General features: G+C 58.8%; 24 protein-coding genes and 1 other RNA gene. 13 read left to right on the top strand and 12 right to left on the bottom strand.

Going from position 1 to position 24,093, the window contains the following annotated elements:
* The first annotated feature begins 2 nt into the window (after window positions 1–2).
* Both ubiD and JQ848_RS21820 read left to right on the top strand, forming a co-directional pair.
* A complete protein-coding gene (ubiD, locus tag JQ848_RS21825; protein WP_003438295.1) occupies window positions 3–1,469 on the top strand; it encodes a 4-hydroxy-3-polyprenylbenzoate decarboxylase in 1,467 nt (488 codons plus the stop codon).
* Complete coding sequence (locus JQ848_RS21820) at window positions 1,469–2,437, top strand: CDP-6-deoxy-delta-3,4-glucoseen reductase (protein ID WP_003438302.1); 969 nt, start codon at window positions 1,469–1,471, stop codon at window positions 2,435–2,437. Before ubiD ends, JQ848_RS21820 begins: the two co-directional genes overlap by 1 nt.
* 52 nt (window positions 2,438–2,489) lie before the next feature.
* On the opposite strand, the gene JQ848_RS21815 is transcribed toward JQ848_RS21820, so the two are convergent.
* Entirely contained in the window at window positions 2,490–2,939 is a 450-nt protein-coding gene (locus JQ848_RS21815) for a hypothetical protein (RefSeq protein ID WP_003438304.1), read from the bottom strand.
* Between the two features lie 248 nt (window positions 2,940–3,187).
* On the opposite strand from JQ848_RS21815, the gene JQ848_RS21810 reads away from it, so the two are divergent.
* Window positions 3,188–3,832 carry a gamma-glutamylcyclotransferase gene (locus tag JQ848_RS21810; protein WP_003438305.1) on the top strand — a complete coding sequence of 215 codons (645 nt, stop codon included), beginning with the start codon at window positions 3,188–3,190 and terminating at the stop codon, window positions 3,830–3,832.
* Here the strand turns inward: JQ848_RS21810 and glpT are convergent.
* Window positions 3,829–5,178 carry a glycerol-3-phosphate transporter gene (gene glpT, locus JQ848_RS21805; RefSeq protein ID WP_003438307.1) on the bottom strand — a complete coding sequence of 450 codons (1,350 nt, stop codon included), beginning with the start codon at window positions 5,176–5,178 and terminating at the stop codon, window positions 3,829–3,831. The genes JQ848_RS21810 and glpT overlap by 4 nt on opposite strands.
* 362 nt (window positions 5,179–5,540) lie before the next feature.
* Here glpT and JQ848_RS21800 point away from each other — a divergent pair, with 362 nt between their 5' ends.
* On the top strand, window positions 5,541–5,945 hold the full coding sequence (locus tag JQ848_RS21800) for a flagellar basal body-associated protein FliL (RefSeq protein ID WP_202211171.1): 405 nt from the start codon (window positions 5,541–5,543) through the stop codon (window positions 5,943–5,945).
* Window positions 5,946–5,988: 43 nt separating this feature from the next.
* Here the strand turns inward: JQ848_RS21800 and JQ848_RS21795 are convergent, their stop codons facing one another.
* The 4 genes from JQ848_RS21795 to JQ848_RS21780 all read right to left on the bottom strand — a co-directional run bounded on the left by JQ848_RS21795 (window position 5,989) and on the right by JQ848_RS21780 (window position 11,397).
* The gene (locus JQ848_RS21795; RefSeq protein WP_010656875.1) at window positions 5,989–7,107 is read right to left on the bottom strand and encodes an ABC transporter permease; all 1,119 of its coding nucleotides are present in this window, start codon (window positions 7,105–7,107) and stop codon (window positions 5,989–5,991) included.
* Complete coding sequence (rbbA, locus tag JQ848_RS21790; protein ID WP_003438315.1) at window positions 7,107–9,839, bottom strand: ribosome-associated ATPase/putative transporter RbbA; 2,733 nt, start codon at window positions 9,837–9,839, stop codon at window positions 7,107–7,109. Before rbbA ends, JQ848_RS21795 begins: the two co-directional genes overlap by 1 nt.
* Window positions 9,836–10,801 (bottom strand): HlyD family secretion protein, encoded by a 966-nt coding sequence (locus JQ848_RS21785; RefSeq protein ID WP_003438317.1) that lies wholly within the window; start codon window positions 10,799–10,801, stop codon window positions 9,836–9,838. Before JQ848_RS21785 ends, rbbA begins: the two co-directional genes overlap by 4 nt.
* 146 nt (window positions 10,802–10,947) lie before the next feature.
* Window positions 10,948–11,397 (bottom strand): EVE domain-containing protein, encoded by a 450-nt coding sequence (locus tag JQ848_RS21780; protein ID WP_202211170.1) that lies wholly within the window; start codon window positions 11,395–11,397, stop codon window positions 10,948–10,950.
* 196 nt (window positions 11,398–11,593) lie between these two features.
* Here JQ848_RS21780 and JQ848_RS21775 point away from each other — a divergent pair, with 196 nt between their 5' ends.
* The gene (locus JQ848_RS21775; RefSeq protein ID WP_003438323.1) at window positions 11,594–11,743 is read left to right on the top strand and encodes a hypothetical protein; all 150 of its coding nucleotides are present in this window, start codon (window positions 11,594–11,596) and stop codon (window positions 11,741–11,743) included.
* A gap of 36 nt (window positions 11,744–11,779) precedes the next feature.
* On the opposite strand, the gene JQ848_RS21770 is transcribed toward JQ848_RS21775, so the two are convergent.
* The 4 genes from JQ848_RS21770 to JQ848_RS21755 all read right to left on the bottom strand — a co-directional run bounded on the left by JQ848_RS21770 (window position 11,780) and on the right by JQ848_RS21755 (window position 13,194).
* Window positions 11,780–12,379: a 5-formyltetrahydrofolate cyclo-ligase gene (locus JQ848_RS21770; protein WP_202211169.1), complete on the bottom strand. Its 600-nt coding sequence runs from the start codon at window positions 12,377–12,379 to the stop codon at window positions 11,780–11,782.
* 82 nt (window positions 12,380–12,461) lie between these two features.
* A non-coding RNA gene (gene ssrS / locus JQ848_RS21765) (6S RNA) lies at window positions 12,462–12,639 on the bottom strand.
* 31 nt (window positions 12,640–12,670) lie between these two features.
* Window positions 12,671–12,988 (bottom strand): cell division protein ZapA, encoded by a 318-nt coding sequence (locus JQ848_RS21760; protein WP_003438329.1) that lies wholly within the window; start codon window positions 12,986–12,988, stop codon window positions 12,671–12,673.
* Window positions 12,985–13,194 carry a TIGR02449 family protein gene (locus tag JQ848_RS21755; protein ID WP_003438332.1) on the bottom strand — a complete coding sequence of 70 codons (210 nt, stop codon included), beginning with the start codon at window positions 13,192–13,194 and terminating at the stop codon, window positions 12,985–12,987. The genes JQ848_RS21760 and JQ848_RS21755 overlap by 4 nt, the downstream gene beginning before the upstream one ends.
* A 134-nt stretch (window positions 13,195–13,328) precedes the next feature.
* Between JQ848_RS21755 and JQ848_RS21750 the strand changes: the two genes are divergently transcribed.
* The 8 genes from JQ848_RS21750 to gcvH all read left to right on the top strand — a co-directional run bounded on the left by JQ848_RS21750 (window position 13,329) and on the right by gcvH (window position 22,313).
* A complete protein-coding gene (locus JQ848_RS21750; RefSeq protein WP_003438334.1) occupies window positions 13,329–13,892 on the top strand; it encodes a YecA/YgfB family protein in 564 nt (187 codons plus the stop codon).
* 29 nt (window positions 13,893–13,921) lie between these two features.
* Window positions 13,922–15,256 (top strand): Xaa-Pro aminopeptidase, encoded by a 1,335-nt coding sequence (gene pepP, locus JQ848_RS21745; protein ID WP_003438337.1) that lies wholly within the window; start codon window positions 13,922–13,924, stop codon window positions 15,254–15,256.
* On the top strand, window positions 15,253–16,440 hold the full coding sequence (gene ubiH / locus JQ848_RS21740; RefSeq protein ID WP_010656873.1) for a 2-octaprenyl-6-methoxyphenyl hydroxylase: 1,188 nt from the start codon (window positions 15,253–15,255) through the stop codon (window positions 16,438–16,440). Before pepP ends, ubiH begins: the two co-directional genes overlap by 4 nt.
* 84 nt (window positions 16,441–16,524) lie before the next feature.
* Window positions 16,525–17,742: a 2-octaprenyl-3-methyl-6-methoxy-1,4-benzoquinol hydroxylase gene (locus JQ848_RS21735; protein ID WP_202211331.1), complete on the top strand. Its 1,218-nt coding sequence runs from the start codon at window positions 16,525–16,527 to the stop codon at window positions 17,740–17,742.
* 119 nt (window positions 17,743–17,861) lie between these two features.
* Window positions 17,862–18,863 carry an extracellular solute-binding protein gene (locus tag JQ848_RS21730; RefSeq protein WP_010656871.1) on the top strand — a complete coding sequence of 334 codons (1,002 nt, stop codon included), beginning with the start codon at window positions 17,862–17,864 and terminating at the stop codon, window positions 18,861–18,863.
* A gap of 148 nt (window positions 18,864–19,011) precedes the next feature.
* Complete coding sequence (locus JQ848_RS21725) at window positions 19,012–20,628, top strand: ABC transporter permease (RefSeq protein WP_003438348.1); 1,617 nt, start codon at window positions 19,012–19,014, stop codon at window positions 20,626–20,628.
* 156 nt (window positions 20,629–20,784) lie between these two features.
* Entirely contained in the window at window positions 20,785–21,867 is a 1,083-nt protein-coding gene (gene gcvT, locus JQ848_RS21720) for a glycine cleavage system aminomethyltransferase GcvT (RefSeq protein ID WP_010656869.1), read from the top strand.
* Between the two features lie 62 nt (window positions 21,868–21,929).
* Window positions 21,930–22,313 (top strand): glycine cleavage system protein GcvH, encoded by a 384-nt coding sequence (gene gcvH / locus JQ848_RS21715; RefSeq protein WP_003438354.1) that lies wholly within the window; start codon window positions 21,930–21,932, stop codon window positions 22,311–22,313.
* A 95-nt stretch (window positions 22,314–22,408) separates the two neighbouring features.
* On the opposite strand, the gene JQ848_RS21710 is transcribed toward gcvH, so the two are convergent.
* Window positions 22,409–23,551: a DegT/DnrJ/EryC1/StrS family aminotransferase gene (locus tag JQ848_RS21710; protein WP_060781842.1), complete on the bottom strand. Its 1,143-nt coding sequence runs from the start codon at window positions 23,549–23,551 to the stop codon at window positions 22,409–22,411.
* Between the two features lie 189 nt (window positions 23,552–23,740).
* The gene (locus JQ848_RS21705) at window positions 23,741–24,055 is read right to left on the bottom strand and encodes a DUF2388 domain-containing protein (protein ID WP_003438359.1); all 315 of its coding nucleotides are present in this window, start codon (window positions 24,053–24,055) and stop codon (window positions 23,741–23,743) included.
* Window positions 24,056–24,093: the final 38 nt, after the last annotated feature.

Genomic DNA, 24,093 nt, shown 5'->3' with positions numbered 1-24,093 from the left:
CAATGAAATTCAAGGATCTTCGGGATTTCGTGCAGCAGTTAGAGCAGCGCGGAGAGTTGAAACGCATCCAGATTCCCGTGTCTCCTGTGCTGGAGATGACAGAAATCTGCGACCGCACGCTGCGGGCCAAGGGCCCGGCGCTGCTATTCGAAAACCCGACAGGACATACGATTCCGGTACTCGGCAACCTGTTTGGCACGCCTGAGCGCGTGGCCATGGGCATGGGGGCCGAGTCGGTCAGCGAGTTGCGTGAAATTGGCAAGCTGCTGGCCTTCCTCAAAGAGCCTGAGCCGCCTAAAGGTCTGAAAGACGCGTGGTCCAAGCTCCCTATCTTTCGCAAGATCATTGCCATGGCCCCGAAAGTCGTCAAGGACGCGGTGTGTCAGGAAGTGGTCATTGAAGGTGACGATGTCGACCTTGCCATGCTGCCGGTTCAGCATTGCTGGCCGGGCGACGTGGCGCCGCTGATTACCTGGGGCCTGACCGTGACCAAGGGTCCGAACAAGGACCGTCAAAATCTGGGTATTTATCGCCAGCAGGTCATTGGCCGCAACAAAGTCATCATGCGCTGGCTGAGCCATCGTGGCGGCGCGCTGGACTATCGTGACTGGTGCGAGAAACACCCGGGTCAGCCGTTCCCGGTAGCGGTGGCCCTGGGTGCAGACCCGGCGACCATCCTCGGTGCCGTAACGCCGGTGCCTGACAGCCTGTCCGAGTACGCCTTTGCAGGCTTGCTGCGGGGCAATCGCACCGAGCTGGTGAAGTGCCGTGGCAATGATCTGCAAGTGCCTGCCACTGCCGAAATCATCCTTGAAGGCGTGATCCACCCTGGCGAGATGGCCCCCGAAGGTCCTTACGGCGACCACACCGGCTACTACAACGAAGTCGACAGCTTCCCGGTGTTCACCGTTGAACGCATCACCCATCGGATCAAACCGATCTACCACAGCACCTACACTGGCCGGCCACCGGATGAGCCAGCGATTTTAGGTGTGGCGCTCAATGAAGTGTTCGTGCCGATTCTGCAAAAGCAGTTCCCGGAAATCACCGATTTCTATCTGCCGCCAGAGGGTTGTTCGTACCGCATGGCCATTGTGACCATGAAGAAACAATATCCGGGCCACGCCAAGCGCGTCATGCTGGGTGTGTGGTCGTTCTTGCGCCAGTTCATGTACACCAAGTTCGTTATCGTGACAGACGACGATATCAATGCCCGGGACTGGAATGACGTGATCTGGGCCATTACCACGCGCATGGATCCCAAGCGTGACACGGTAATGATCGACAACACTCCAATCGATTACCTCGATTTCGCTTCGCCGGTTTCCGGTCTGGGTTCGAAAATGGGGCTGGATGCAACCAACAAATGGCCGGGTGAGACCACCCGTGAATGGGGTCGGGTCATCGTCAAGGATGAGGCGGTCACACGCCGGATCGATGACATCTGGAATCAATTAGGAATAGATTGATGCGTGTAACCTTGCAGCCTTCAGGCGCGGTGCTGGAAACTTTGCCTGGAGAGCGGATTCTGAATGCGGCGCAACGCCTGGGCTATGAATGCCCGCAAAGTTGCCGCAATGGTAATTGTCATGTCTGTGCGGCCTTGCTGGTTGAAGGCCAGGTGGAGCAGGCGGGAGAAGTCCGCGATCACGGCGAATTTTATACCTGCCTGGCAGCGCCGCTTGAAGACTGCGTGGTGTTGTGGGACGGGGTGCTTGCGTTGGGAGAGTTACCGGTGCGTAGCCTGGCGTGTCAGTTGATTGAATGTGTCGATATGGGTGGCGATGTCTGGCGCGTACGTTTGCGTGCGCCGGCGGGCAAGCCGCCGCGTTATCACGCAGGACAGTACGTGATGCTGGAGCGGGAAAATGGCGAGAAATCGGCTTTTTCCCTGGCCAGTGCCCCGCACTCCGGGCGTGATCTTGAGCTGCACGTACTGGTGCGCGAAGACAGCGCCCGCAGCCTGATCGAGCAGTTGCAGCGCAACAGGATGGTCCGCCTTGAGCTGCCGTTTGGCGACACGCACCTGTCCGAGTTGCCGGACGGCCCGCTGGTCCTGATCGCAGCCGGTACCGGCATGGCGCAAATGCACAGCCTGATCGAGCATTGCCGTGAGAAGGGTTTCCAGCACCCGGTGCACTTGTATTGGGGGGTGCGTCGCCCTGAAGACTTCTACACCCTGGAGGAATGGGACGCCTGGCAGAAGATTCCCAACCTGTTCCTGCACAAGGTCGTCAGTGACCTGTGTGGCTGGGAGGGCCGCTGTGGTCTGTTGCATGAAGCCGTGTGTGAAGACATCAGCGATCTGAAGGCGGTGCATGTCTATGCCAGCGGTTCCCCGGCGATGATCTATGGAACCCTCGATGCACTGGTCAATGCCGGAATGGACCCGCACCAGATGCGCGCGGATGTATTTGCCTACTGCCCGCGCCCTTGAAATCTGTGCAGGAGCGAGCTTCCAACAGCTCGCTCCTGCAGGTTTTCAAGCCTTAGATCCGCAGTCCGGCGGTGATCATGGCGGCATTGAAACCGAGCAACACCAGCTCGGCCGCCACGGGCCCGTAATAGGCCCCGATCGAGGGGATAATCACCGGCGCAACTCCGAAGCGATTGAGCGGGATCTTGTCCTGATACTCGCCGTGATAGCCTTCCAGCAAGCCACCGGTCAGCTTCAAATAGACCGGGTAGTTTTCACTGTCAAAGCGTTTGCCGGCATAGGCGTAATAAGAGCGCTGGCTAAATGAATTGCGAAAAGTTGCTCCGCCCGCAAGCCAGCCTGAAGCGTCGTTATATTCCAGTCCGATCAGATCCTGATTGTTATTGTGCTCGGGGTCTGGCGAAAAGTGTCTGGTATAGACACTGGTCTGCACGTACCAGAAGTCTTTGTCTTTTTGCTGCGTGTCATCCTGGGCCAGCGCAAAGCTGGCATGAGCCAACATAAACAGGCAACAGATTCCTGACTTTCTCATAGGGTGGCCTCTGTCATTATATTGGGGTGCAACACTATAGAGATCTGTGGTGCCAGTTACCTGAACCTGCGCCTTACACAAGTGTAATAAGCCAGGCCGGTTTTTCTAGGTTGCCACAGGTCCGGACCTGCAAGTCATTTGCTTTTTAGTGCTATACCATTCAGGTCGTTACTTTCGTTTACATCATGTAATGCGAGCAGGATCCAAAAGCCTTAGTTATGACTGTAATTGAATCTGTGTGTTTAAACCCGGATTACCCTCCGCGACTCGATCTTGGGGCGCCGTTGACCCCAGAACAACTTCAGCAATCCTTGCAAGCCACCATGGCCTGTCATCAAGGCGGCCCCGTCTGGTTATTCGCCTATGGCTCACTGATCTGGCGCCCCGAGTGTTCGGCGGTCGAGCGCAAGCGCGGGCGGGTGCATGGCTATCATCGCGGGCTGTATCTGTGGTCCCACGAACATCGTGGCACGCCGCAATGGCCGGGGCTGGTGTTTGGTCTGGACCGGGGCGGTTCGTGCAGCGGTTTTGCCTATCGGCTGCCTGAAGACAACCTCGATGCCTCGCTCTATGCCCTGTGGCTGCGTGAAATGCCGGTGCCGTCTTATCGGCCGCACTGGCTCACTTGCCGGCTGGAGGATGGCAGTCAGGTGCAGGCATTGGGGTTTGTGCTGGAGCGACATCTACCCAGCTATGCGGGCAACCTGTCGGACGGTGTACTCAGCCAGGTACTGGCCAACGCCAACGGGCGTTACGGCACTACTCGCGATTATGTCGAGCAGACCGTAAGCGCCCTGCGTAGCCACGCCATGCCAGATCTGAATCTGGAGGCGCGGCTCAAGCGTTGCATGTCGTTGTCTTAAGCGTCGGTTGCCCGCTCGGCACTGGCGACATTCTTGTGGCGCAGGGTCGGGATCATGAACGCAATCGCCAACAGGCATGCGCTGATCAGCAGTACAAAGCCGCCATCCCAGCCGAAGTGGTCAACCAGATAGCCCATGGCCGCACTGGCTGCCACCGAACCGCCCAGGTAGCCGAACAGCCCGGTAAAGCCTGCGGCAGTACCGGCTGCTTTCTTCGGCGCCAGTTCCAGGGCCTGCAAGCCGATCAGCATCACCGGGCCGTAAATCAGGAAGCCGATGGAGAACAGCGCGATCATGTCAATGCTCGGGTTACCCGGCGGGTTGAGCCAGTAAACCAGCGTGGCGACGGTCACCAGCGACATGAACACAATGCCGGTCAGGCCGCGATTGCCGCGGAAGATCTTGTCTGACATCCAGCCGCACAGCAGCGTGCCCGGAATACCTGCCCACTCATAGAAGAAGTACGCCCACGAAGTGGTGTCCACGGTGAAGTGCTTGGCTTCCTTGAGGTAAGTCGGAGCCCAGTCCAGGACGCCGTAGCGCAGCAAATAAACGAACACGTTAGCCAGGGCGATGTACCACAGCATTTTGTTACGCAGCACGTATTTGACGAAAATCTCTTTGGCGCTGAATTCGTCTTCGTGGCTGGAGTCGTAACCGGCCGGGTAATCATTCTTGTATTGCTCGATCGGTGGCAAGCCCACGGACTGCGGGGTGTCGCGCATGGTGATAAACGCAAACAGCGCGACCAGCAGGGCAACGGTAGCCGGTACATAGAATGCCGCGTGCCAGTCGTTGAACCAGGCCATACCCAGCAAAAACAGCGGCCCGATCAAGCCTCCGCCAACGTTGTGCGCCACATTCCAGACTGACACTACACCGCCGCGTTCTTTCTGCGACCACCAGTGAACCATGGTCCGACCGCTTGGCGGCCAGCCCATGCCCTGGGCCCAGCCGTTGATAAACAGCAAAATGAACATCATGGTGACGCTGGAGGTGGCCCAGGGTGCGAAACCGAAAATGAACATCACGCCTGCTGAAATCAGCAGGCCGAAGGGCAGGAAGAAGCGCGGGTTGGAGCGGTCGGACACCAGCCCCATGAGGAACTTGGACAAACCATAAGCGATGGCAATCGCGGACATGGCCAGACCCAGTTGACCCCGGGTGTAACCCTCGTCAATCAGGTACGGCATGGCCAGCGAGAAGTTTTTGCGCAGCAGGTAATAACCCGCGTAGCCAAAGAAAATACCCGCGAAAATCTGCCAGCGCAGACGTCGATAAGTACTGTCGATTTTTTCTTCAGGCAGGGGCGCCTGGTGTGCGGCAGGTCGAAAGAAAGCAAACATTCAAGAGCTCCAAATTTCTTGTTATATCAGCGAGCGCGAACGTTACATTTTCGTTACTGAAAATGACAGGCCTTACTTTCTGCTGTTATAGGAAAAATCCCACAGAGCACTTTCATTTGTGAACCTGTTGCCCGGGGGTGAAACCTTCCACAGCCCGCTTGGCAGACGCAACGGGTCAAACTGTCCACAGGCCTGGAGAAACGGGCTGTGGATAAAAAATTAAAGGGCAGGTCTGTCCGTTTATTCGGATCTGTCTCACGCCAGGATCGGAGCCCTACGGCTTTGCGCTAACTGGCCGATAACCAGAAATAGATGTGCAAGCAGCCCCGGCTGCTTCTTCAACCCGTACCAAGGAGCGAATTGTGAAAGCGTGGATTTTATTGATGCTGGCCCTGTCCTGGCCGATGGTGGCGCTTGCAGAGGAAGCCGAAGAGGGCGCTGCCAAGGTCAGCTATGTCACCCTGAACCCGCCGTTCGTGGGTAACTACGGGCTCGATGGCAGTTCCAGGCTCAAGGTGTACAAGGCGGACATTTCGTTGCGCGTGTCCGGAGCCGAGGCGGCCAAGGCGGTGAAAGCCAATGATCCGTTGATTCGTAATCAGTTGGTGGGTTTGTTTACCCAGCAGACCAGCGAAAGCCTGGGCAGTGTTGAAGCCAAGGAGAAGCTGCGCCAGGAGGCCTTGAAACAGATTCAGCAGGTGATGCTCGAAGAGACCGGCAAGCCGATGATCGAGGATTTGCTGTTTAACAATTTAATCGTTCAGTAAGTGCCCGGGCCCGGCGTCTGCAGGCATGTGTTCAGTCCCATGACTAAGACGCCAGGCTCTTGCGAAACCGCGCAAGGGCAATGGCGAAAAATACCAGGCCAATAGTGGTCAGTGCCAACAGGTCCGGCCACACCACTTCTACCCCCGCATCGCGAAACAGTATCGCCGCACTCAGGCTCACAAAGTGCGTTGAGGGCGAGCACTGCATCACCCATTGCAACCACTCGGGCATGCTGTCCAGCGGGGTGCTCCCGCCCGATAGCAGGAGCATCGGAATGATCACCGGGATCGCCAGCAAACCGAACTGCGGCGTTGAGCGGGCCAGGGTCGCGAGGAAGATTCCCAGTGCGGTACTGGCAAACAGGTAAAGTGCCGTTACCAGTAAAAACAGGGTCAACGACCCCGCCAGCGGCACGCCCAGGGCCCATTTCACCACGACTTCCAGCGATATCCAGGTACACAGCACCACCACCAGCATGTTGCTCCAGATTTTTGCGAGCATGATTTCCAGTGCCGTCAGTGGCAGGACCAGCAGGTGGTCGAGGGTGCCGTGTTCACGCTCGCGCAGCAGCGCAGTGCCGGTCAGGACGATGGCCAGGATGGTGATGTTGTTGACGATCTGGATCACCGCCAGAAACCAGCCGCCCTCCAGGTTGGGGTTGAACAACGCGCGGCTGCTGAGCAGCGCCGGCGTATTGGCCGCGGCATCGGCCTGCCCGGTGTAGTTGAGCAGTTCGCGCTGGAAGATCCGGCCGATATACCCCGCCCCCATAAATGCCTGGCTCATGGCCGTGGCATCTACGTTGACCTGCACGCCCGGTTCGCGTCCGGCCAGCAAGTCGGCCTGGAAGTTGGCCGGCAGGTTGATCACAAAGGTGTAGCGGCCGCTGTCCATCGACTGGTCCAGCTGATCGTAAGGCAAGTCCTGCGGTGCCTGGAATTCGGGCGGTAGCAGCGACTCCGCCAGTTTGCGCGATAACTGGCTGTGGTCTTCATCGACGATGGCCACGCTGGCGTTATGCACGCCGATGATCGAGCCGGCCGCTGGCATATAGATAGCTACGGTGAAGGCATAGAGCAAAAACAGGAGCAAGACACTGTCGTGACGCAGGCTGGTGAGTTCTTTAAGACCCAGGCGCAGGATGTGCGAGAGCTTGTGCATCAAACCTCCTGCTTCTTGAGCATGATCAGGCTCAGTCCGGTGAACACGACAAAGAACCCCAGCAGTGCCAGGCATTGCGGCCACAGCTGGCGAAGGTCCAGGGCTTTGGTGAAGGTGCCTACGGCTATGTCGAGAAAGTGTCCGGCCGGGAACAGCATGCCCATCAGCGCCGCAGATCCGTCGAGGGAGGAGCGCGGCACGATCAGCCCGGAGAACTGAATGGTCGGCAAGCTGGTGATGATCATGGTGCCCAGGATTGCCGCGATCTGGGTGCGGGTGAATGCGGAGATCAGCAGGCCCATGCTGGTGGTGGCCAGTACATACAAGAGTCCGCCCAATGCCAGTGTGAGTCCGCTGCCTTTAAACGGCACGCCGAACAGCCAGCGGTTCATCGCCACCAGCAATGCCAGGTTGACCAGGCTCACCGCCAGGTAGGGAGCCTGTTTGCCCAGCAGAAATTCCAGCCGGGTCAGCGGCGTGGCGTAAAAGTTGGTGATCGAGCCCAGTTCTTTTTCCCGCACGATGCCCAGTGCCGTGAGCATCGCCGGGATAAACGCGAGAATCAGCGCCATCACCCCGGGGCCGATGGCATTCACGCTGATCACGTCCTGGTTATAGCGGAACCGGGTTTCCAGCCTGGCCATTACCTGCTTGTTTTGCGCCAGGCTGCTTTGTGCGGCCAGTTGCTCAAGGTTGGCCGAGTGTACGGCTTCGACATAGTTGCGGCTGGTTTCGGCCCGAAACGGCATGCCGCCGTCGAGCCAGGCGGCCACGGTGGGCTGGCGTCCGGCGTAAAGATCACGACCGAAGCCCGGCGGGATTTCCAGGGCGATCTTGATTTCGGAACGCTGCAGGCGTTCGTGCAATTGGTCTGCGCTCTGGATGGGCGCGTGCTCCTCGAAATAACGCGAACTGCGAAAGGCTTCAAGGTAGGCGCGGCTCTGGGGGCTTTGATCCTGGTCGTACACGGCGAAGGCGAGGTTTTCCACATCCAGGGAAATGCCGTAGCCAAAAATGACCATCATGAACACCGCGCCCAGCAGGGCGAACGCCATGCGCACCTTGTCCCGCAGTAATTCTTTGGATTCGCGGCTGGCGACGGCAATCAGCCGGGCCATGCTGAAGCCGGTTTTGCCCGGTGGCGGTGGTGCATTCACGGCAGCTGCCGGTGGCGGCTCGGCTTGGGTTGCCACGTTGGCGGCCGGATCGTTTTGCGCTTCTTCCAGGCAGGTGACAAATGCCGCCTCCAGGGTGTCGCCGTGGAACTGTTTTTGCAGCGCATCCGGGGTGTCGCAGGCCAGTACCTTGCCCGCGTGCATCAGCGAAATCCGGTCACAGCGTTGCGCCTCGTTCATAAAGTGGGTGGACAGAAAGATCGTCACCCCCTGCTCGCGGGACAGTTCGATCAACAGGCGCCAGAAGTCATCCCGCGCGGCGGGGTCGACGCCGGAGGTGGGCTCATCGAGGATCAGCACTTCGGGGCGATGCAACACCGCCACTGCCAGGGACAAGCGCTGGCGCAGACCTAATGGCAGTTCGCCGGATTGTTGCTCGGCAACCTCTGCGAGGTCGAAGCGCTGGATCAGCTCCTCGATCCGGGTCTGGCTTTGCGCCTTGGGCAAGTCGAAGAGCTGGGCATGCAATACCAGGTTCTGGCGTACGCTCAATTCGCCGTACAGCGAGAAGCTCTGCGACATGAAACCTACGCGCTTGCGGGTGGCCAGGTCTTTGGCGTTAACCGGATTACCCAGCAGCCTGGCGCTGCCTTGCGTGGCGGGCATCAGGCCGGTCAGCACTTTCATGGTGGTGGTCTTGCCGCAGCCGTTAGAGCCCAAAAAGCCGAAAATCTCGCCCCGGCCAATGGCAAAGCTGACGTTGTTGACCGCGGTGAAGTCGCCGAATTTGAGGGTCAGGTTGTGGGCCTCAATGGCGATGTCGCTGTTGTCGCTGGTGCGTGGCGGTATCACCAGGGGTTCATTGTTATGAGCGCTGTCGCCCTGGTAGTGGGTAAAGGCTTCATCCAGCTTGCCGGTAGTGGTGACGGCTGCCAGTTCACGGCTCAATCCGGCCGCAATCAACTTGCCGCGATCCAGCATCAGGCAGTGTTCGAATTGCTCGGCCTCTTCCATGTAGGCCGTTGCGACCAGCAATGTGAGTTGTGGGCGTTGACTGCGTACGTCATCCACCAGCTCCCAGAAACGTCGCCGTGACAGCGGGTCGACACCGGTGGTGGGTTCGTCGAGGATCAGCAGGTCCGGTTCGTGGATCAGCGCGCAACATAGCCCGAGCTTTTGCTTCATCCCGCCGGACAGCTTGCCTGCGGGGCGTTCGGCAAAGCGCTCAAGGTCGGTAGCCTTGAGCAACTGCGCCATACGCTGTTCGCAGTCATCTCTGGACAAGCCAAACAGAGTGCCAAAAAAACGGATGTTCTCGCTGATCGACAACTCGGGATAAAGATTGCCGCCCAGGCCCTGGGGCATAAAGGCAATCAGCGGATACAGGGTGTTGCGATGGCGGCGGTCGTCAATGGGGCCGCCAAGCACTTGCAGTGAGCCTTGCTGTAGTTTTTTGACCCCGGCAATCAGCCCCAGCAAGCTCGACTTGCCCGCGCCATCCGGGCCAATCAGCCCGCAGCGCGTGCCTTTGGGCAGGCTGAAGGCAATGTCTAGCAGGGCTTGTTGTTTGCCGTACCTGTGGCTGATGCCACTGGCGTTGAGCGCCAGGTCGCTCATTGCAGGTTAGCCGGCCAGTTCACGTCGCTGGTCCGAACATAACCGGCTCCCGGCATGCCCGGTTTTGCTTGAGGTACGGCGGCGGGGTCGGTCAGGCGCAGCTTGACCCGGAACACCAGTTTTTGCCGCTCGTCACGGGTTTCGACTTCTTTGGGGGTGAACTGCGATTTGGCGGCGACAAAGGAGATTTTTGCCGGCAGTGGCTGATCGGGCAGGGCGTCGAGCACGATGCGGGCTTGAGCGCCAACCGCCAGCTTGCCGACCACCGAGGCGGGCAAGTACAGATTCATGTACTGGTCGCTCGGATCGATCAGCATGAATACCCGTCCACCGGAGCCCAGCACTTCGCCGGGCTCGGCCAGGCGCAACTGGATCACCCCGTTGATTGGCGCTCGCAGGCTGCTGTCTTCTATTTCACTGGTGAGTTGCGCGACGTGCGCTTCGCTGGACACGATGGCGGCTTTGGCGGCGGCAACTTGAGCCTGTGCGGCAACCACCGCGGAGTTGCTGGTATTGAATTTTGCCTGTTGCTGATCTAGCAGCTGGGCGCTGGCAAAACCGCGTTCGGACAGTTGGCGAAAGCGTTTGAGCTCCTGACTGGCCAGCAGTTTTTCGCTTTGGCGCAATTGCACGTTGGCTTCATTGGCCGCCAGGGCCTCACGTGCGCGCTGTACTTCGGCCTGGGCCTGGGCGCGGGTGGCTTCAAGGGTGCGGGTGTCCATGCGGGCCAGTAACTGGCCCTTGGTCACGTGATCACCTTCATCGACCAGAACCTCGGCCAGGCGGCCCGGAATCTTCGCGGCGATCTGCACTTCCGTGGACTCGAGTCGACCGTTGCCCATGCTGATCCCTTCAGGGAGGCGGTCGTGCAGGGATTTCCAGTAACCGAACCCGCCTGCGGCAATCAGCAATATTGCCAAAGGAATAACGAAGTAATGGGAAAGACGGTGATTCTTAGACATGCCGACATCCTGTGTCACAGAGCGCTCTAGTTTGACTGTTTCAAGGCCGCGCAGGCTTGATGCCAGTCAAAGGAAGTTGAGAGCCTAGACGCTAATACAGGATGTTGCCGGAGCCGGGGCGGATTCAACCCGGGAGCCGAGTGTTACTAAAGCAGGCCCAGCACCACTGCCCATTGCTCGGCAGTTACGGGCATGACTGAGAGGCGGCTGCCTTTTTGTACCAGTGGCATTTCGGCCAGCGCGCTTTGTTGTTTCAGGTAGTCGAGCTTGATGACCCTGGGGAAGGTTTGCACGTGTGCCACTTGCAATGCACTCCACGGGTTTTTTTCGGCGCTGGCCTTGGGGGCGAAATAGTGGCTTTCGGGGTCCAGGGCCGTGGGGTCCGGATACGCGGACTGGACGATTCGGCCAACCCCGGCAATCCCAGGCTCGGGGCAGCTGGAATGGTAGAAGAAGAACTCGTCGCCGGTGCTCATGCTCCGTATAAAGTTGCGCGCCTGATAGTTACGCACGCCATCCCAGCGCGCTTCGCCAGTCTTCTGCAAATCCTTGATAGAGAACTCGTCGGGCTCGGATTTCATCAACCAATAGGCCATTTTCACTGCTCCTCAAATGCTGCCTGGTCATTTTGTCTGGCAAGATATTTGTAAACCGACAGTCGGTTGACGCCAGCGTTTGCGTGTCAGTTCGTGTTGCCTCAGAATGCCGGGATTTTAAGCTTGACGCTGCTGCACGGCCTATAACAAAAACCGTTGCTGTCATCGTGTTGATTTGCCTGAAGGGGGGCAATCGATGAAACGCAAACCGGATTTACTGTGGATTTTGGTTATTTTGTTCGGTTTGGGCGTGGTTACAACGGGTTATGCGCAAAGCCTCTGGTCAACTTCGACCGACACCTCGATGGAACTGGCGCAGCAACAGGTACAACCTTTCAAGCGCTAGACACTTCCAGTCAATTTGACAGAGACGCCCTGGCAGTCAGTGGGCAACGTACCACTGCTTGTCCGAGACCGTACCCTGTAGCGGCACATCCCAACTGGCCTGGGCCAGACTCTCTACTTTCTGACATTCGTGGGCCAGCCCCAGCAGTGTCGGCTTGCGCCAGCTTTGGCGACGGGCCAGATAGGCCAGGCTGCGGTCATAAAAACCGCCGCCCATGCCCAGTCTTCCCCCGGCTTGATCAAACCCCACCAGCGGCAACAGCACCAAGTCCAGTGCCCAGACCTTGCGCTGGCGTGCGCGGTTGATTCGGGGTTCGAGAATTCGAAAGCGATTGGGGATCAGTTTTTCACCGGGTGCAACGCGCTGAAACACCATCTTGGTTCGTGGCCATGCGCTGAGCACGGGCAGGTAAGTAGTCTTGCCCCGACGCTGTGCTTCACGCAGCAGCAGGCGCGGATCGATTTCACCGTCAGTGGGAAGGTACAGCGAGATATGTCTGGCGCGGCGAAACAGCGGGTGTTGCGCCAGTTGCCGGTACAGGCCGCGGGCAGCCTGGCGTTGCTCGCAGGGCGAAAGTTCGCGGCGGGCTTTGCGCAGCAGTCGTCGAAGTTGCGGGCGTGTCGCAGGTTCGGTCATGGTGCTGTTCAAGATCGAGTTCACCGGACGGTTGGCTCGTGAAAGGCAATGCCAGCTCATGGCCGGCATTGCGCTGGAAATCAGGCTCCCCGACGTACCGCTGTCGGCTTGGCCCTTGAACCCGAAAGTTCAAGGTGGAAGTTGCAGTAGACCTTAAGGCTTTCCGTCGAGCGGACATGCACACCGGTCCAACGTGCAAGCTCCAGGGTAGTGCGAATCGGCTCAGGGACATCGCTAACTGGCGAATACTCCAGGGAGTGGCGCGAGTATACCCCAAAGAAACCTTTTGAATCAGCTCTGACGTTCGTTCGGATCAGTGGCGAGCACCAGATCGACGCGCTCCAGCAGGTCGCGCACCTGTTCGCGAGTTGAGCCGTTGGGCTGAACTTCGGCGATTTCCTGTCTGTGCAACAGATCGTGGGTGATATTCAGGGCGGCCATTACGGCGATACGGTCGGCGCCAATAACTTTGCCGCTGCTGCGGATTTCCCGCATTTTGCCATCCAGATAGCGGGCGGCACTCACCAGATTGGTGCGTTCTTCCTGGGGGCACATGATCGAATATTCTTTATCGAGGATGTGCACGGTGACGCTGCTGCTAGTACTCATGAGTCTTGCTCCAGGGCTTTGAGGCGCGAAATCATCGATTCCACCTTGTGTCGGGCGATTTCGTTTTTTTCAATGAGGTGCGCGCGTTCCTCGCGCCAAGTTTTTTCCTGAGCTACTAAGAGTCCGTTTTGACGGTTAAGTTGCTCGACGCGGCTGATCAGCAGCTCGAGCCTGGCCATCAGTGCATGCAGGTCGGTGTCTTCCATTGTGTCCTACTGTGTATTTTCTGATGGATGGTAACCGTCAAACGAGTTGACGCCTCGATGGTCTGGCACGTCTGCCGATGCTAGGATACAAGGCCTCCATTCTAGACATAGCGCCGCTTGGCGCCTAGCTGACCATGCCTATTCAGAATTCCCCGTATCAAGCCTTTGCCACCCTGCTGACCTCCAGCGGCCATAATGTTTCGCCTGCAGAACTGCACGGCCTGTTGTTGGGTCGCAGCGCTGCTGGCGCCGGCTTTGACCACGACGGCTGGCTGGCGGATGCCAAAGAGCTGTTCCAAAGCGAAAATGAAATCAGTGACAACGTACGCAATGCCCTGATCGGTTTGCAAGAAATGGTTAAAGGCGAACTGACCGGCGACGACATGACCGTTGTGTTGCTGTTGCCTACCGATGATGCGCCGCTGACTGAACGCGCCATCGCCCTGGGTGAGTGGTGTCAGGGTTTCCTGGCCGGTTTCGGCCTGAACTACCGTGACAATGCCTTGAGTCTTGAAGGTAAAGAAGTGCTGAACGATCTGGCGGCCATTTCCCAGGTGCAAGATGCCCTGGAAGAATCCGAAGACGGCGAAAGCGATTACATGGAAGTGATGGAATACCTGCGCGTCGCGCCGCTGTTGCTGTTCACTGAAACCAAAAAAACTGCTGAGCCTGCGGCTGCCAAGCCTTCGCTGCACTGATTGATCGTCAAGAGGGAACCCGTCTGCCCATGATCCATATCCCGAAATCGGAATACACACGTCGCCGCAAGGCGCTCATGGCGCAGATGGAGCCCAACAGCATTGCGATTCTTCCTGCTGCGCCAGTGGCAATTCGTAATCGCGATGTCGAACATGTTTACCGCCAGGAGAGCAATTTCCAGTATCTGAGCGGCTTTCCAGAGCCCCAGGCGGTGATTGTCCTGATTCCGGGCCGGGCCCACGGTGAATACGTACTGTTTTGCCGCGAGCGCAATGCCGAGCGTGAGCTGTGGGACGGCTTGCGGGCCGGGCAAGAAGGCGCGATCCGCGACTTCGGCGCAGACGATGCGTTTCCCATCACTGACATTGACGACATCCTGCCGGGGCTGATTGAAGGTCGTGACCGGGTGTATTCGGCGATGGGCAGCAACCCCGATTTTGATCGCAACCTGATGGAGTGGATCAACACGATCCGCTCCAAGGCGAACCTCGGTGCTCAGCCGCCCAACGAATTCGTTGCTCTGGATCATCTGCTGCATGACATGCGCCTGTATAAATCGGCGGCAGAGATCAAGGTCATGCGCCATGCGGCGCAAATCTCGGCTCGCGCCCATGTGCGCGCCATGCAGGCCAGCCGTGCCGGTTTGCATGAGTACAGCCTCGAGGCCGAACTGGATTATGAATTCCGTAAAAGCGGGGCAAAAATGCCAGCCTATGGCTCGATCGTCGCCTCTGGCGATAACAGCTGCATCCTGCACTACCAGGAAAATGACGCCCTGCTCAAGGATGGCGACCTGGTATTGATCGATGCCGGGTGTGAGATCGACTGCTACGCCAGTGATATCAGCCGTACATTCCCGGTCGGCGGCAAGTACTCGCCTGAACAAAAAGCCATATACGAACTGGTGCTGGCGTCCCAGGAAGCCGCGTTTGCCCAGATCGCGCCCGACAAACACTGGAACCAGGCCCACGAAGCCACGGTTCAGGTGATCACGGCGGGGCTGGTTGAACTGGGCCTGTTGCAGGGCGATGTGGATCAACTGATCGCCAGCGAAGCCTATAAACCCTTTTACATGCATCGCGCTGGCCACTGGCTGGGGCTCGATGTGCATGACGTGGGTGAATACAAGGTGGGCGGTGAATGGCGCGTGCTGGAAGTCGGCATGACCCTGACGGTTGAGCCCGGCATCTACATCAGCCCGAATAATCTGAATGTCGCCAAAAAATGGCGCGGCATCGGGGTGCGCATTGAGGACGACGTAGTGGTCACCAAACAGGGCTGTGAAGTCTTGACCGGCGACGTGCCGAAAACCGTCGCGGATATCGAAGCCTTGATGGCTGCAGCACGAGCGGGCGCGGTATGAACCGGGTCAGTCTGGCGATCATCGGTGGCGGACTGGTCGGTGCCAGTCTTGCCTTGGCGCTGCAGGCCGGGGCCAAGGCCCGGGGCTGGAAAATCGTATTGATCGAGCCGTTTGCTCCCGGCAACAGTTATCAGCCGAGCTACGATGCCCGCTCGTCGGCGCTTAGTTATGGTGCGCGGCAAATCTACGAGCGGATGGGGCTTTGGCAAGCGATTGCCGAGCGTGCCGAGCCGATCAAGGACATTCACGTGTCCGATCGCGGGCGTTTTTCCACGGCTCGTTTGTCGTCCAGCGAAGAAGGGGTTCCGGCGCTCGGGTATGTGGTCGAAAACACCTGGCTCGGCCAAAGCCTGTGGAAAAGTCTGGACCCGGACGTGATCAGCTGGCGTTGCCCGGCTGAAGTTATCCACATGCAGCCGCTCGAAGATGGCTACCGCTTGACGCTCAATGACGAAACCACGCTCGACTGCGACCTGGCAGTGCTGGCCGATGGCGGTCGCTCGGGCTTGCGCGAGCAGTTGGGGATTCATGTGCGCAAGCGGCCATACGATCAAAGTGCGCTAATTGCCAACATCACCCCGAGCCAGCCCCACGCCGGAATGGCGTTCGAGCGTTTCACCGATGAAGGTCCGATGGCCTTGCTGCCATTGCCCGACAACCGTTGTGCGCTGGTATGGACCCGTCTGGGGATGGATGCCCGGCGCCTGGCGGCACTGGATGAGCGCAGCTTCCTCAGCGAGTTGCAGGCTGTATTCGGCTACCGCCTGGGCACCCTCAAGCAGGTCGGCGCACGGCATTTGTACCCGCTTTCGCTGGTCGAAGCCGAAGAGCAGGTACGCCCGCACCTGACTATTCTGGGCAACGCGGCTCACAGCCTGCACCCGATTGCCGGCCAGGGTTTCAACCTGTCCTTGCGCGATGCGCAGGCATTGGCCGACGCCTTGTTGGCGAGCGACAAGAAGCCCGGTGATTTTGCCACGCTGCTGAGTTATCAACAGCGGCAAAAACTCGACCAGCAACTGACAATTGGCTTCTCGGACCAGGTAACACGGGTGTTCGGCAGTGAGCAGCCATTGGTATCGCTGGGGCGCAACCTTGGCTTGCTCGGCCTCGATTTGTTGCCGCCGGCCAAACGCTGGTTTGCCCGCCAGGCGATGGGGCTGGGCACCCGTGCCGACAGTTAATAATGACGGCCGGGGCATGCCCCGTGTCGGACCATTTTTCAAGTGCGGCGTATGCCGCTAGCGAGACAGGCTTAAAGCATGGAAATGCGCGCAGATCTGCTGATTGTCGGGGCCGGAATGGTCGGTAGTGCTTTGGCACTGGCGCTCAAGGACAGCGGACTGAAAATTCTGCTGCTCGATGGCAGCCCGCTGGATGTCAAACCGTTCAGCCCGCAGGCCCCGTTTGAACCCAGGGTCAGTGCCTTGTCGGCCGCCAGTCAGCGCATCCTGCAACGCCTGGGAGCCTGGGACGGGATTGCCCGGCGGCGTGCCAGTCCGTATTCGCACATGCACGTGTGGGATGGCAGCGGCACGGGGCAGATCCACTTCTCGGCGGCCAGTGTGCATGCCGAGGTGCTGGGCCATATCGTTGAAAACCGGGTGATCCAGGATGCGCTGCTGGAGTGCCTGCAAGCCACCAATATCGAACTGCTGGCCAATGCACGGCTGGAGCAAATGCGTCGTTCCGCTGACGACTGGCTGCTGACCCTGGCCGATGGACGCACCCTGCGGGCACCGGTAGTGATTGCCGCCGACGGTGCCAACTCGGCTGTGCGCCGCCTGACCGGCTGTGAGACCCGTGAGTGGGATTACCAGCATCACGCCATCGTCACCAGCGTGCGGTGCGCAGAACCCCATCAGCAGACCGCCTGGCAGCGTTTTACCGATCATGGGCCGCTGGCGTTTTTGCCACTGCAGCGTGATGGCCAGCAGGATTGGTGCTCAATAGTCTGGTCGACCACCCCTGAGCAGGCCGCGCACCTGATGGCGCTGGATGACGACGGATTCTGCCGCGAGCTGGAGCTGGCCTTCGAAGGCCGGCTGGGCAAGGTTGTGAGTGCAGACCCGCGGGTCTGCGTGCCTCTGCGCCAGCGTCACGCCAAGCGTTATGTGGCCGAAGGCCTGGCATTGATCGGCGATGCGGCACACACCATCCACCCCCTGGCCGGGCAGGGGGTGAATCTGGGCTTCCTCGATGCAGCGGTGCTGGCCGATGTGCTGTTGCACGGGGTGGATCGTGGCGAACGGCTGGCGGATGTGCGGGTACTGAGCCGTTTCGAGCGCCGCCGCATGCCGCACAACCTGGCGTTGATGGCGGCGATGGAAGGTTTTGAGCGCCTGTTCCAGTCAGATTCGTTGACCGCCCGCTTGCTGCGTAACAGCGGGTTGAAATGGGTCAATCAAATGCCCGAAGCCAAAGCGCTGTTTGTGCGTCAGGCGCTAGGCCTGACCGGCGACTTGCCGCCGCTGGCCAAAGCCTGAGACCTGCAGAAGGCGTTTCTTGCAACATCTGGTAACGGCTCTAGGGCGAGTTAGGTTGAGATGGCAAATGTGATTCACTACCATTTACGCCCGATTCGCATTAAGAGAGACCGCCCTCCATGTTGGTACCCAAGCGTCTACTGACTGCCCTGGCCCTTACTGTTTTCGGGAGCAGCGCCTTCGCTGCCGATGAAGTGGTGGTCTACTCCTCGCGCATCGACGAGCTGATCAAGCCGGTATTTGACGCCTACACTGCCAAAACCGGGGTCAAGGTCAAGTTCATCACCGACAAGGAAGCGCCGCTGATGCAGCGCATCAAGGCCGAAGGGCAGAACGCTACTGCTGACCTGTTGCTGACTGTGGATGCCGGCAACCTGTGGCAGGCCGAGCAAATGGGCATTTTGCAGCCGCTCAAATCTGACGTGATCGATAAAAATATCCCGCCTCAATACCGCTCTTCCTCCCACGAGTGGACAGGCTTGAGTTTGCGTGCGCGAACCATTGCCTACGCCTCTGACCGGGTCAAGCCTGAAGAACTGTCGACTTACGAAGCCCTGGCGGACAAAAAGTGGGAAGGCCGCCTGTGCCTGCGCACCGCCAAGAAGGTTTATAACCAGTCGCTGACCGCCACCATGATCGAAGTGAATGGCCCGCAGAAAACTGAAGAAATCCTCAAGGGCTGGGTGAATAACCTGTCTACCGATGTGTTCTCGGATGACATCGCAGTGCTGGAGGCGATCAACGCCGGGCAGTGCGACGTCGGCATCGTCAACACTTACTACTATGGCCGTCTGCACAAGCAGAAGCCGGATCTGGCGGTGAAACTGTTCTGGCCGAACCAGGCGGACCGCGGCGTTCACGTCAACCTGTCGGGTATTGGCCTGACCAAATACGCTCCGCATCCTGAAGCGGCCAAGGCGTTGGTGGAGTGGATGACCACCCCTGAAGCCCAGGCGATTTTTGCCGGGACCAACCAGGAATTCCCGGCCAACCCGACTGTTGCACCTTCAGCCGAAGTGGCCAGCTGGGGTAACTTCAAGGCCGATGAACTGCCGGTTGAAGTCGCAGGCAAACGCCAGGCAGAAGCTATCCGCATGATGGATCGTGCTGGCTGGAACTGATAAAAAAACTGAAGTTTTACCTGTGGGAGCGGGCTTGCCCGCGATAGCATCAGCGTGGTTTCTGTAGGAGACCGGGCTGAGGCTATCGCCAGCAAGCCCGCTCCCATATTTGTTATCGGTACTTCCAAACAACTTCCGAGAGTTTTTCGTGGCCCATCCTGCCCAACGTCGCTGGTATCCACTGGTTTTTGTCATTGCCGCTCTGGTGCTGTTGCCGCTGAGCGTTCTGCTGTTGTCCTGGCAAAGCATTGATGCACAGATCTGGAGCCACCTGTGGGATACGCAGATGCCGCGCCTGCTGGGCAATACCCTCACCCTGATTGTGGGGGTCGGCATAGGCGTGACGCTGCTGGGCGTGAGCCTGGCGTGGTTAACCAGCCTGTGCGAGTTCCCCGGCAGGCGCTGGCTGGACTGGGCGCTGATGCTGCCGTTCGCGATTCCTGCCTATGTGCTGGCATTTGTTTTTGTCGGCCTGCTGGACTTTGCCGGTCCGGTGCAAACCCTGCTACGGGAATGGTTCGGCATGGGCCTGCGGCTGCCAAGGGTGCGCTCCACCGGCGGCGTGATTATTGTGCTGATTCTGGTGTTCTACCCCTACGTTTACTTGTTGGCGCGCAGCGCATTCCTCGCTCAGGGCAAAGGCCTGATGGAAGCGGCCCGGGTGTTGGGCCAGAGTCCGTGGCAGGCGTTCTGGCGTGTGGCACTGCCAATGGCGCGCCCGGCAATTGGTGCGGGGGTGGCGCTGGCACTGATGGAGACCCTGGCCGATTTCGGCGCCGTGTCGGTGTTCAACTTCGACACCTTTACCACGGCCATCTACAAAACCTGGTACGGCTTTTTCAGCCTGTCCACCGCTGCGCAACTGGCCAGTTTGCTGCTGCTGGTGGTGATGCTCGTGCTCTATGGCGAACGCCGGGCCCGGGGTGCCAGCCGCGCCAGTAACGAGCGGCCCCGGGCCAAGGCCTTGTATCACTTGCGGGGGGCCAAGGCGTGGCTGGCCAGCAGCTGGTGCTTGCTGGTGTTCGCCTGCGCTTTCGTGATCCCGATGCTGCAATTGGTGGTGTGGTTCTGGCAGCGCGGGCGCTTTGATCTTGATGAGCGTTATACCGGCCTGATTCTGCACACCCTGTATCTGGGCGCCATGGCCGCCCTGATCACCGTCAGCGTGGCGCTGGTGCTGGCGTTTGCCCGACGACAGGCGCCCACTCCGGCTATCCGCGCCGGGGTCAGTCTGGCGAACCTGGGCTATGCATTGCCGGGATCGGTGCTGGCGGTATCGATCATGCTGGCTTTCAGTTATCTGGATCGTGAACTGGTGATCCCGGTATCAGGCTGGCTCGGAGGAGCAGGCAAGCCGCTCTTGCTGGGCAGCCTGTCGGCCTTGCTGCTGGCATATCTGGTGCGCTTTATTGCTGTGGCTTATGGCCCGCTGGAAAACAGCCTGGCGCGCATCCGGCCTTCTTTGCCTGAAGCGGCCCGCAGTCTGGGAGTGAGTGGCCCGCGACTGTTTATCAAAGTGTATCTGCCGTTATTGCTGCCGGGCACCCTGAGTGCTGCGCTGCTGGTATTTGTCGATGTGCTCAAAGAGATGCCTGCTACCTTGCTGATGCGCCCGTTCGGGTGGGACACGCTGGCGGTTCGGATCTTTGAGATGACCAGTGAAGGTGAGTGGGCGCGGGCCTCGTTACCGGCGCTGACGTTGGTGCTGGTCGGTTTATTGCCGGTCATCGGGCTGATCCGTCGCTCGGCACATCGAATCGGTTAGGTGCCAGTCCCTCCCCATGTGGATACAATGCGCGGCATTCGGTGCGGTCTGTCTGTCAGGCCAGGTTCTCTGTTAAACGCATCAAGCCCTCTTTAAGAGGGCTGGGGCCCAAAACAAGCCTGTCCGCACCTTCGCCAAGCCCGGAAGGAGAAACCCATGGGACAGCGTACGCCTCTGTATGACCTGCATCTCGCCCTTGGCGCGAAGATGGTCGATTTTGGCGGTTGGGATATGCCCTTGCATTACGGCTCGCAAGTCGAGGAACACCATGAGGTGCGCCGCGACTGTGGAGTTTTTGATGTCTCGCATATGACCGTGATTGACGTCACCGGTAATCAGGCCAAGGAATGGCTCCAGCATTTATTGGCCAACGATGTCGAACGTCTGAACACGCCCGGCCGTGCTCTTTACAGCGCCATGCTCAATGAGCAGGGCGGTGTGGTCGACGACATGATTGTCTACCTCATGCCCGAGGGCTATCGGCTTATTGTCAACGCCGCTACCCGTGATCAGGATCTGGCCTGGATGGCGGCTCAGGCTCAAGGCTATGCCGTTGAGCTGCACGAGCGTTCCGAACTGGCTTTGCTGGCAATTCAGGGACCTCAGGCCCGGCATAAGGTGGCCGAGCTGGTGAATCAGGCCCGCAGCCAGTTGATCCAGCAACTCAAGCCCTTCGAAGGGCAGAGCTGTGGTGACTGGTTTATCGCGCGCACCGGCTATACCGGCGAAGACGGTCTGGAAATTCTGCTTCCGGCCGATCAGGCCCCGGCTTTCTTTAACGACCTGGTGGGCGCCGGTATCTCGCCTATTGGCCTGGGCGCTCGCGATACCTTGCGTCTTGAAGCCGGCATGAACCTCTACGGACAGGATATTCATCTGTCTGTCTCGCCACTTTCCGCCAACATGGCCTGGACCATCGCGTGGGAACCGTCCTCGCGAAAATTCATTGGCCGCGAAGCGCTGGAGGCCGAAAAGGCCAGCGGAGTGAAGCTCAAACTGGTGGGTCTGGTACTCGAAGAGCGGGGTGTCCTGCGGGCTCATCAGGTGGTTCGTATCGCTGATGTTGGCGAAGGAGAGATAACCAGTGGTAGTTTCTCTCCTACGCTGAGCAAATCGATTGCTTTGGCACGGGTTCCAGTGGCAACGGCCGATCGTGCCGAGGTCGAAATTCGTGGTAAGTGGTATCCGGTTCGCGTGGTTAAACCGACTTTTGTGCGTCTTGGCAAAGCCTTGATCTAATGTTTACTGGCGGGCAAACACGCTGTGTGAGCCGCTGAAATTTCTTCTTGAGGACACTGAATATGAGCGATATCCCTGCTGACCTGCGCTTTGCTGAAAGTCATGAGTGGGCCCGTCTGGAAGCTGATGGTACGGTTACTGTCGGCATCAGCGATCACGCTCAGGAAGCCTTGGGGGATGTGGTGTTTGTTGAGCTGGCCGAAGTCGGCAAAGTGTTTGCCGCCGGTGATACTGCGGGAGTCGTGGAGTCGGTAAAAGCTGCTTCGGATATCTACTCGCCGGTGTCGGGCGAAGTCATTGCCGTTAACGAAGCACTGGCCGATAGCCCTGAGTCGCTGAACAGCGAACCCTACGCCAGCTGGATCTTCAAGCTCAAGCCAAGCAACACCGCGGAACTGGAAAAGCTGCTGGATGCTGCCGGTTACAAAGCCGCAATCGGCGAGTAACCCCGGCCTGTTCCTGTGGGAGCGTCCTTGCTCGCGATCTTTCAGAAGATCAAAAGAGCGCAAGGCAAGCTCGCTCCTGCAGTTGTTCTAAATACTCAAGCGTCTTTCAACACCGCTTTAACCGCCGCTACAGAGCGTTCCACATCGGCCTTGGTCATGGCGGTAAACATCGGTAGCGACACGATCAGCCGGCCCACGCGCTCGGCAATCGGCAACATCCCCTCCTTGAAGCCTTGCGCACGATACAAACTCAGCAAATGAATCGGCGGGTAGTGATAGCCCACGCCGACGCCCAGTGCCTGCATGTCTTTCATGAAGCTGGCACGGGCAGGTTCGCCATCTTTGCGCTCCGCCAGCACCAGCTGGAACAAATGCCAGTTGGTATTGTTGAAGTCAGCCACCGGCAGTTGCGCGCCGTATTCGGCTTCAAAGTCAGGGCCAAAACATTCGAAGTAATGTTTTGCCAATTGCCGGCGATGGGCGGTAATGGCTTCGATATGGGCAAACTGGCCCAGGCCAATAGCCGCTGCAATATCGGTCATGTTGAACTTGCCACCAAGCACGTCGACATCCAGACCGTCGAAACCGGTACGAGTAACCCCTTGCAGGCGATATTTCTCGGCCAGCCGCGCTTCTTCTTCATTGTTCAGCACCAGACACCCGCCTTCGGACGAGGTGATGTTTTTGTTGGCCTGAAAACTGAAAGAAACGAAATCGCCGCGTGCGCCGATGCGTTGCCCGTTCCAGCTGGAGCCCAGAGCCTGGGCGGCATCTTCGACTACGCGCAGGTTGTATTTTTTGGCCAGCGCGTACAACGCGTCCATGTCCACCGGCAAGCCCGACAAATACACCGGAATGATGGCCTTGGTACGCGGTGTGATGGCGGCCTCGACCTGGGCCAGGTCGATATTGCGCGTAACCGGGTCGATATCGGCGAACACCGGTGTGGCGCCCACTTCGAGGATCACATTGGCCGTGGCGACCCATGAAATAGAAGTGGTGATCACTTCATCACCGGCACCGATACCCGCGATGCGCAGAGCGATTTCCATGGTGCAGGTGCCGGAGTTGAAGGTACGCACCGGGCGACCGCCAAAGTACTCGGACAGCTGTGCTTCGAAAGCCTGAACCTTGGGCCCGCTGGTGATCCAGCCTGAGCGCAGCACGTCGCCAACCGCAGCAATGGTGGCTTCATCAATGGTGGGTTTGGAAAACGGCAGGAAAGGCAGTGAGCTCATGGAAGCAATACGTCCGATGTGAGTTTGGGTGGGCAAAGCATACCCATAGCATGGCTCACATCGGGTGAAATTTCTGTCTAGGGGCTGAATGACCAGTCCTGAGCTGCTGGCCCGGGTGCCTGGTCTTCAGGGCCGCCAGGGGCAGCGGCCCAGCAATTCCATGGCAACCAGCGCCAGTGGCTAGAGGCGTTACTCGACAGTCGCGTTTTTCGCCAGGATGGCGTTGGCCAGATCCATGTCACTGACTTTCAGTTGCGGGTTATCGGCACGCACTTGCTGCATGGCGGATTCCAGATAAGGGCCGCGGATCGAACCGTTGCTGGCAACAAAGCTCCCGGCGTCATCCTGGGCGGCGATTACTTTGCGGTCTTTTTTGAAGGTCAGGTAGGTGGAGCCGGTGGTCGCGCCGGAAGACAGCACATTGCGCCAAAAAGTGTCGGCCATTGCAGAACCAACAGGAAGGGACAGCAGGGCGATCGCGGCAACAGCATATTTGAGACGCATGACAGTGACTCCGAATAGGTTAATTACCAACTTTGATT

Origin of the sequence: Pseudomonas paraversuta, from assembly GCF_904067025.1 — a bacterium.
Taxonomy (GTDB): Bacteria; Pseudomonadota; Gammaproteobacteria; order Pseudomonadales; family Pseudomonadaceae; genus Aquipseudomonas; species Aquipseudomonas paraversuta.
The sequence above is the reverse complement of the archived record's forward strand: the minus strand, read 5'-3'. Positions and strand labels throughout refer to the sequence as shown.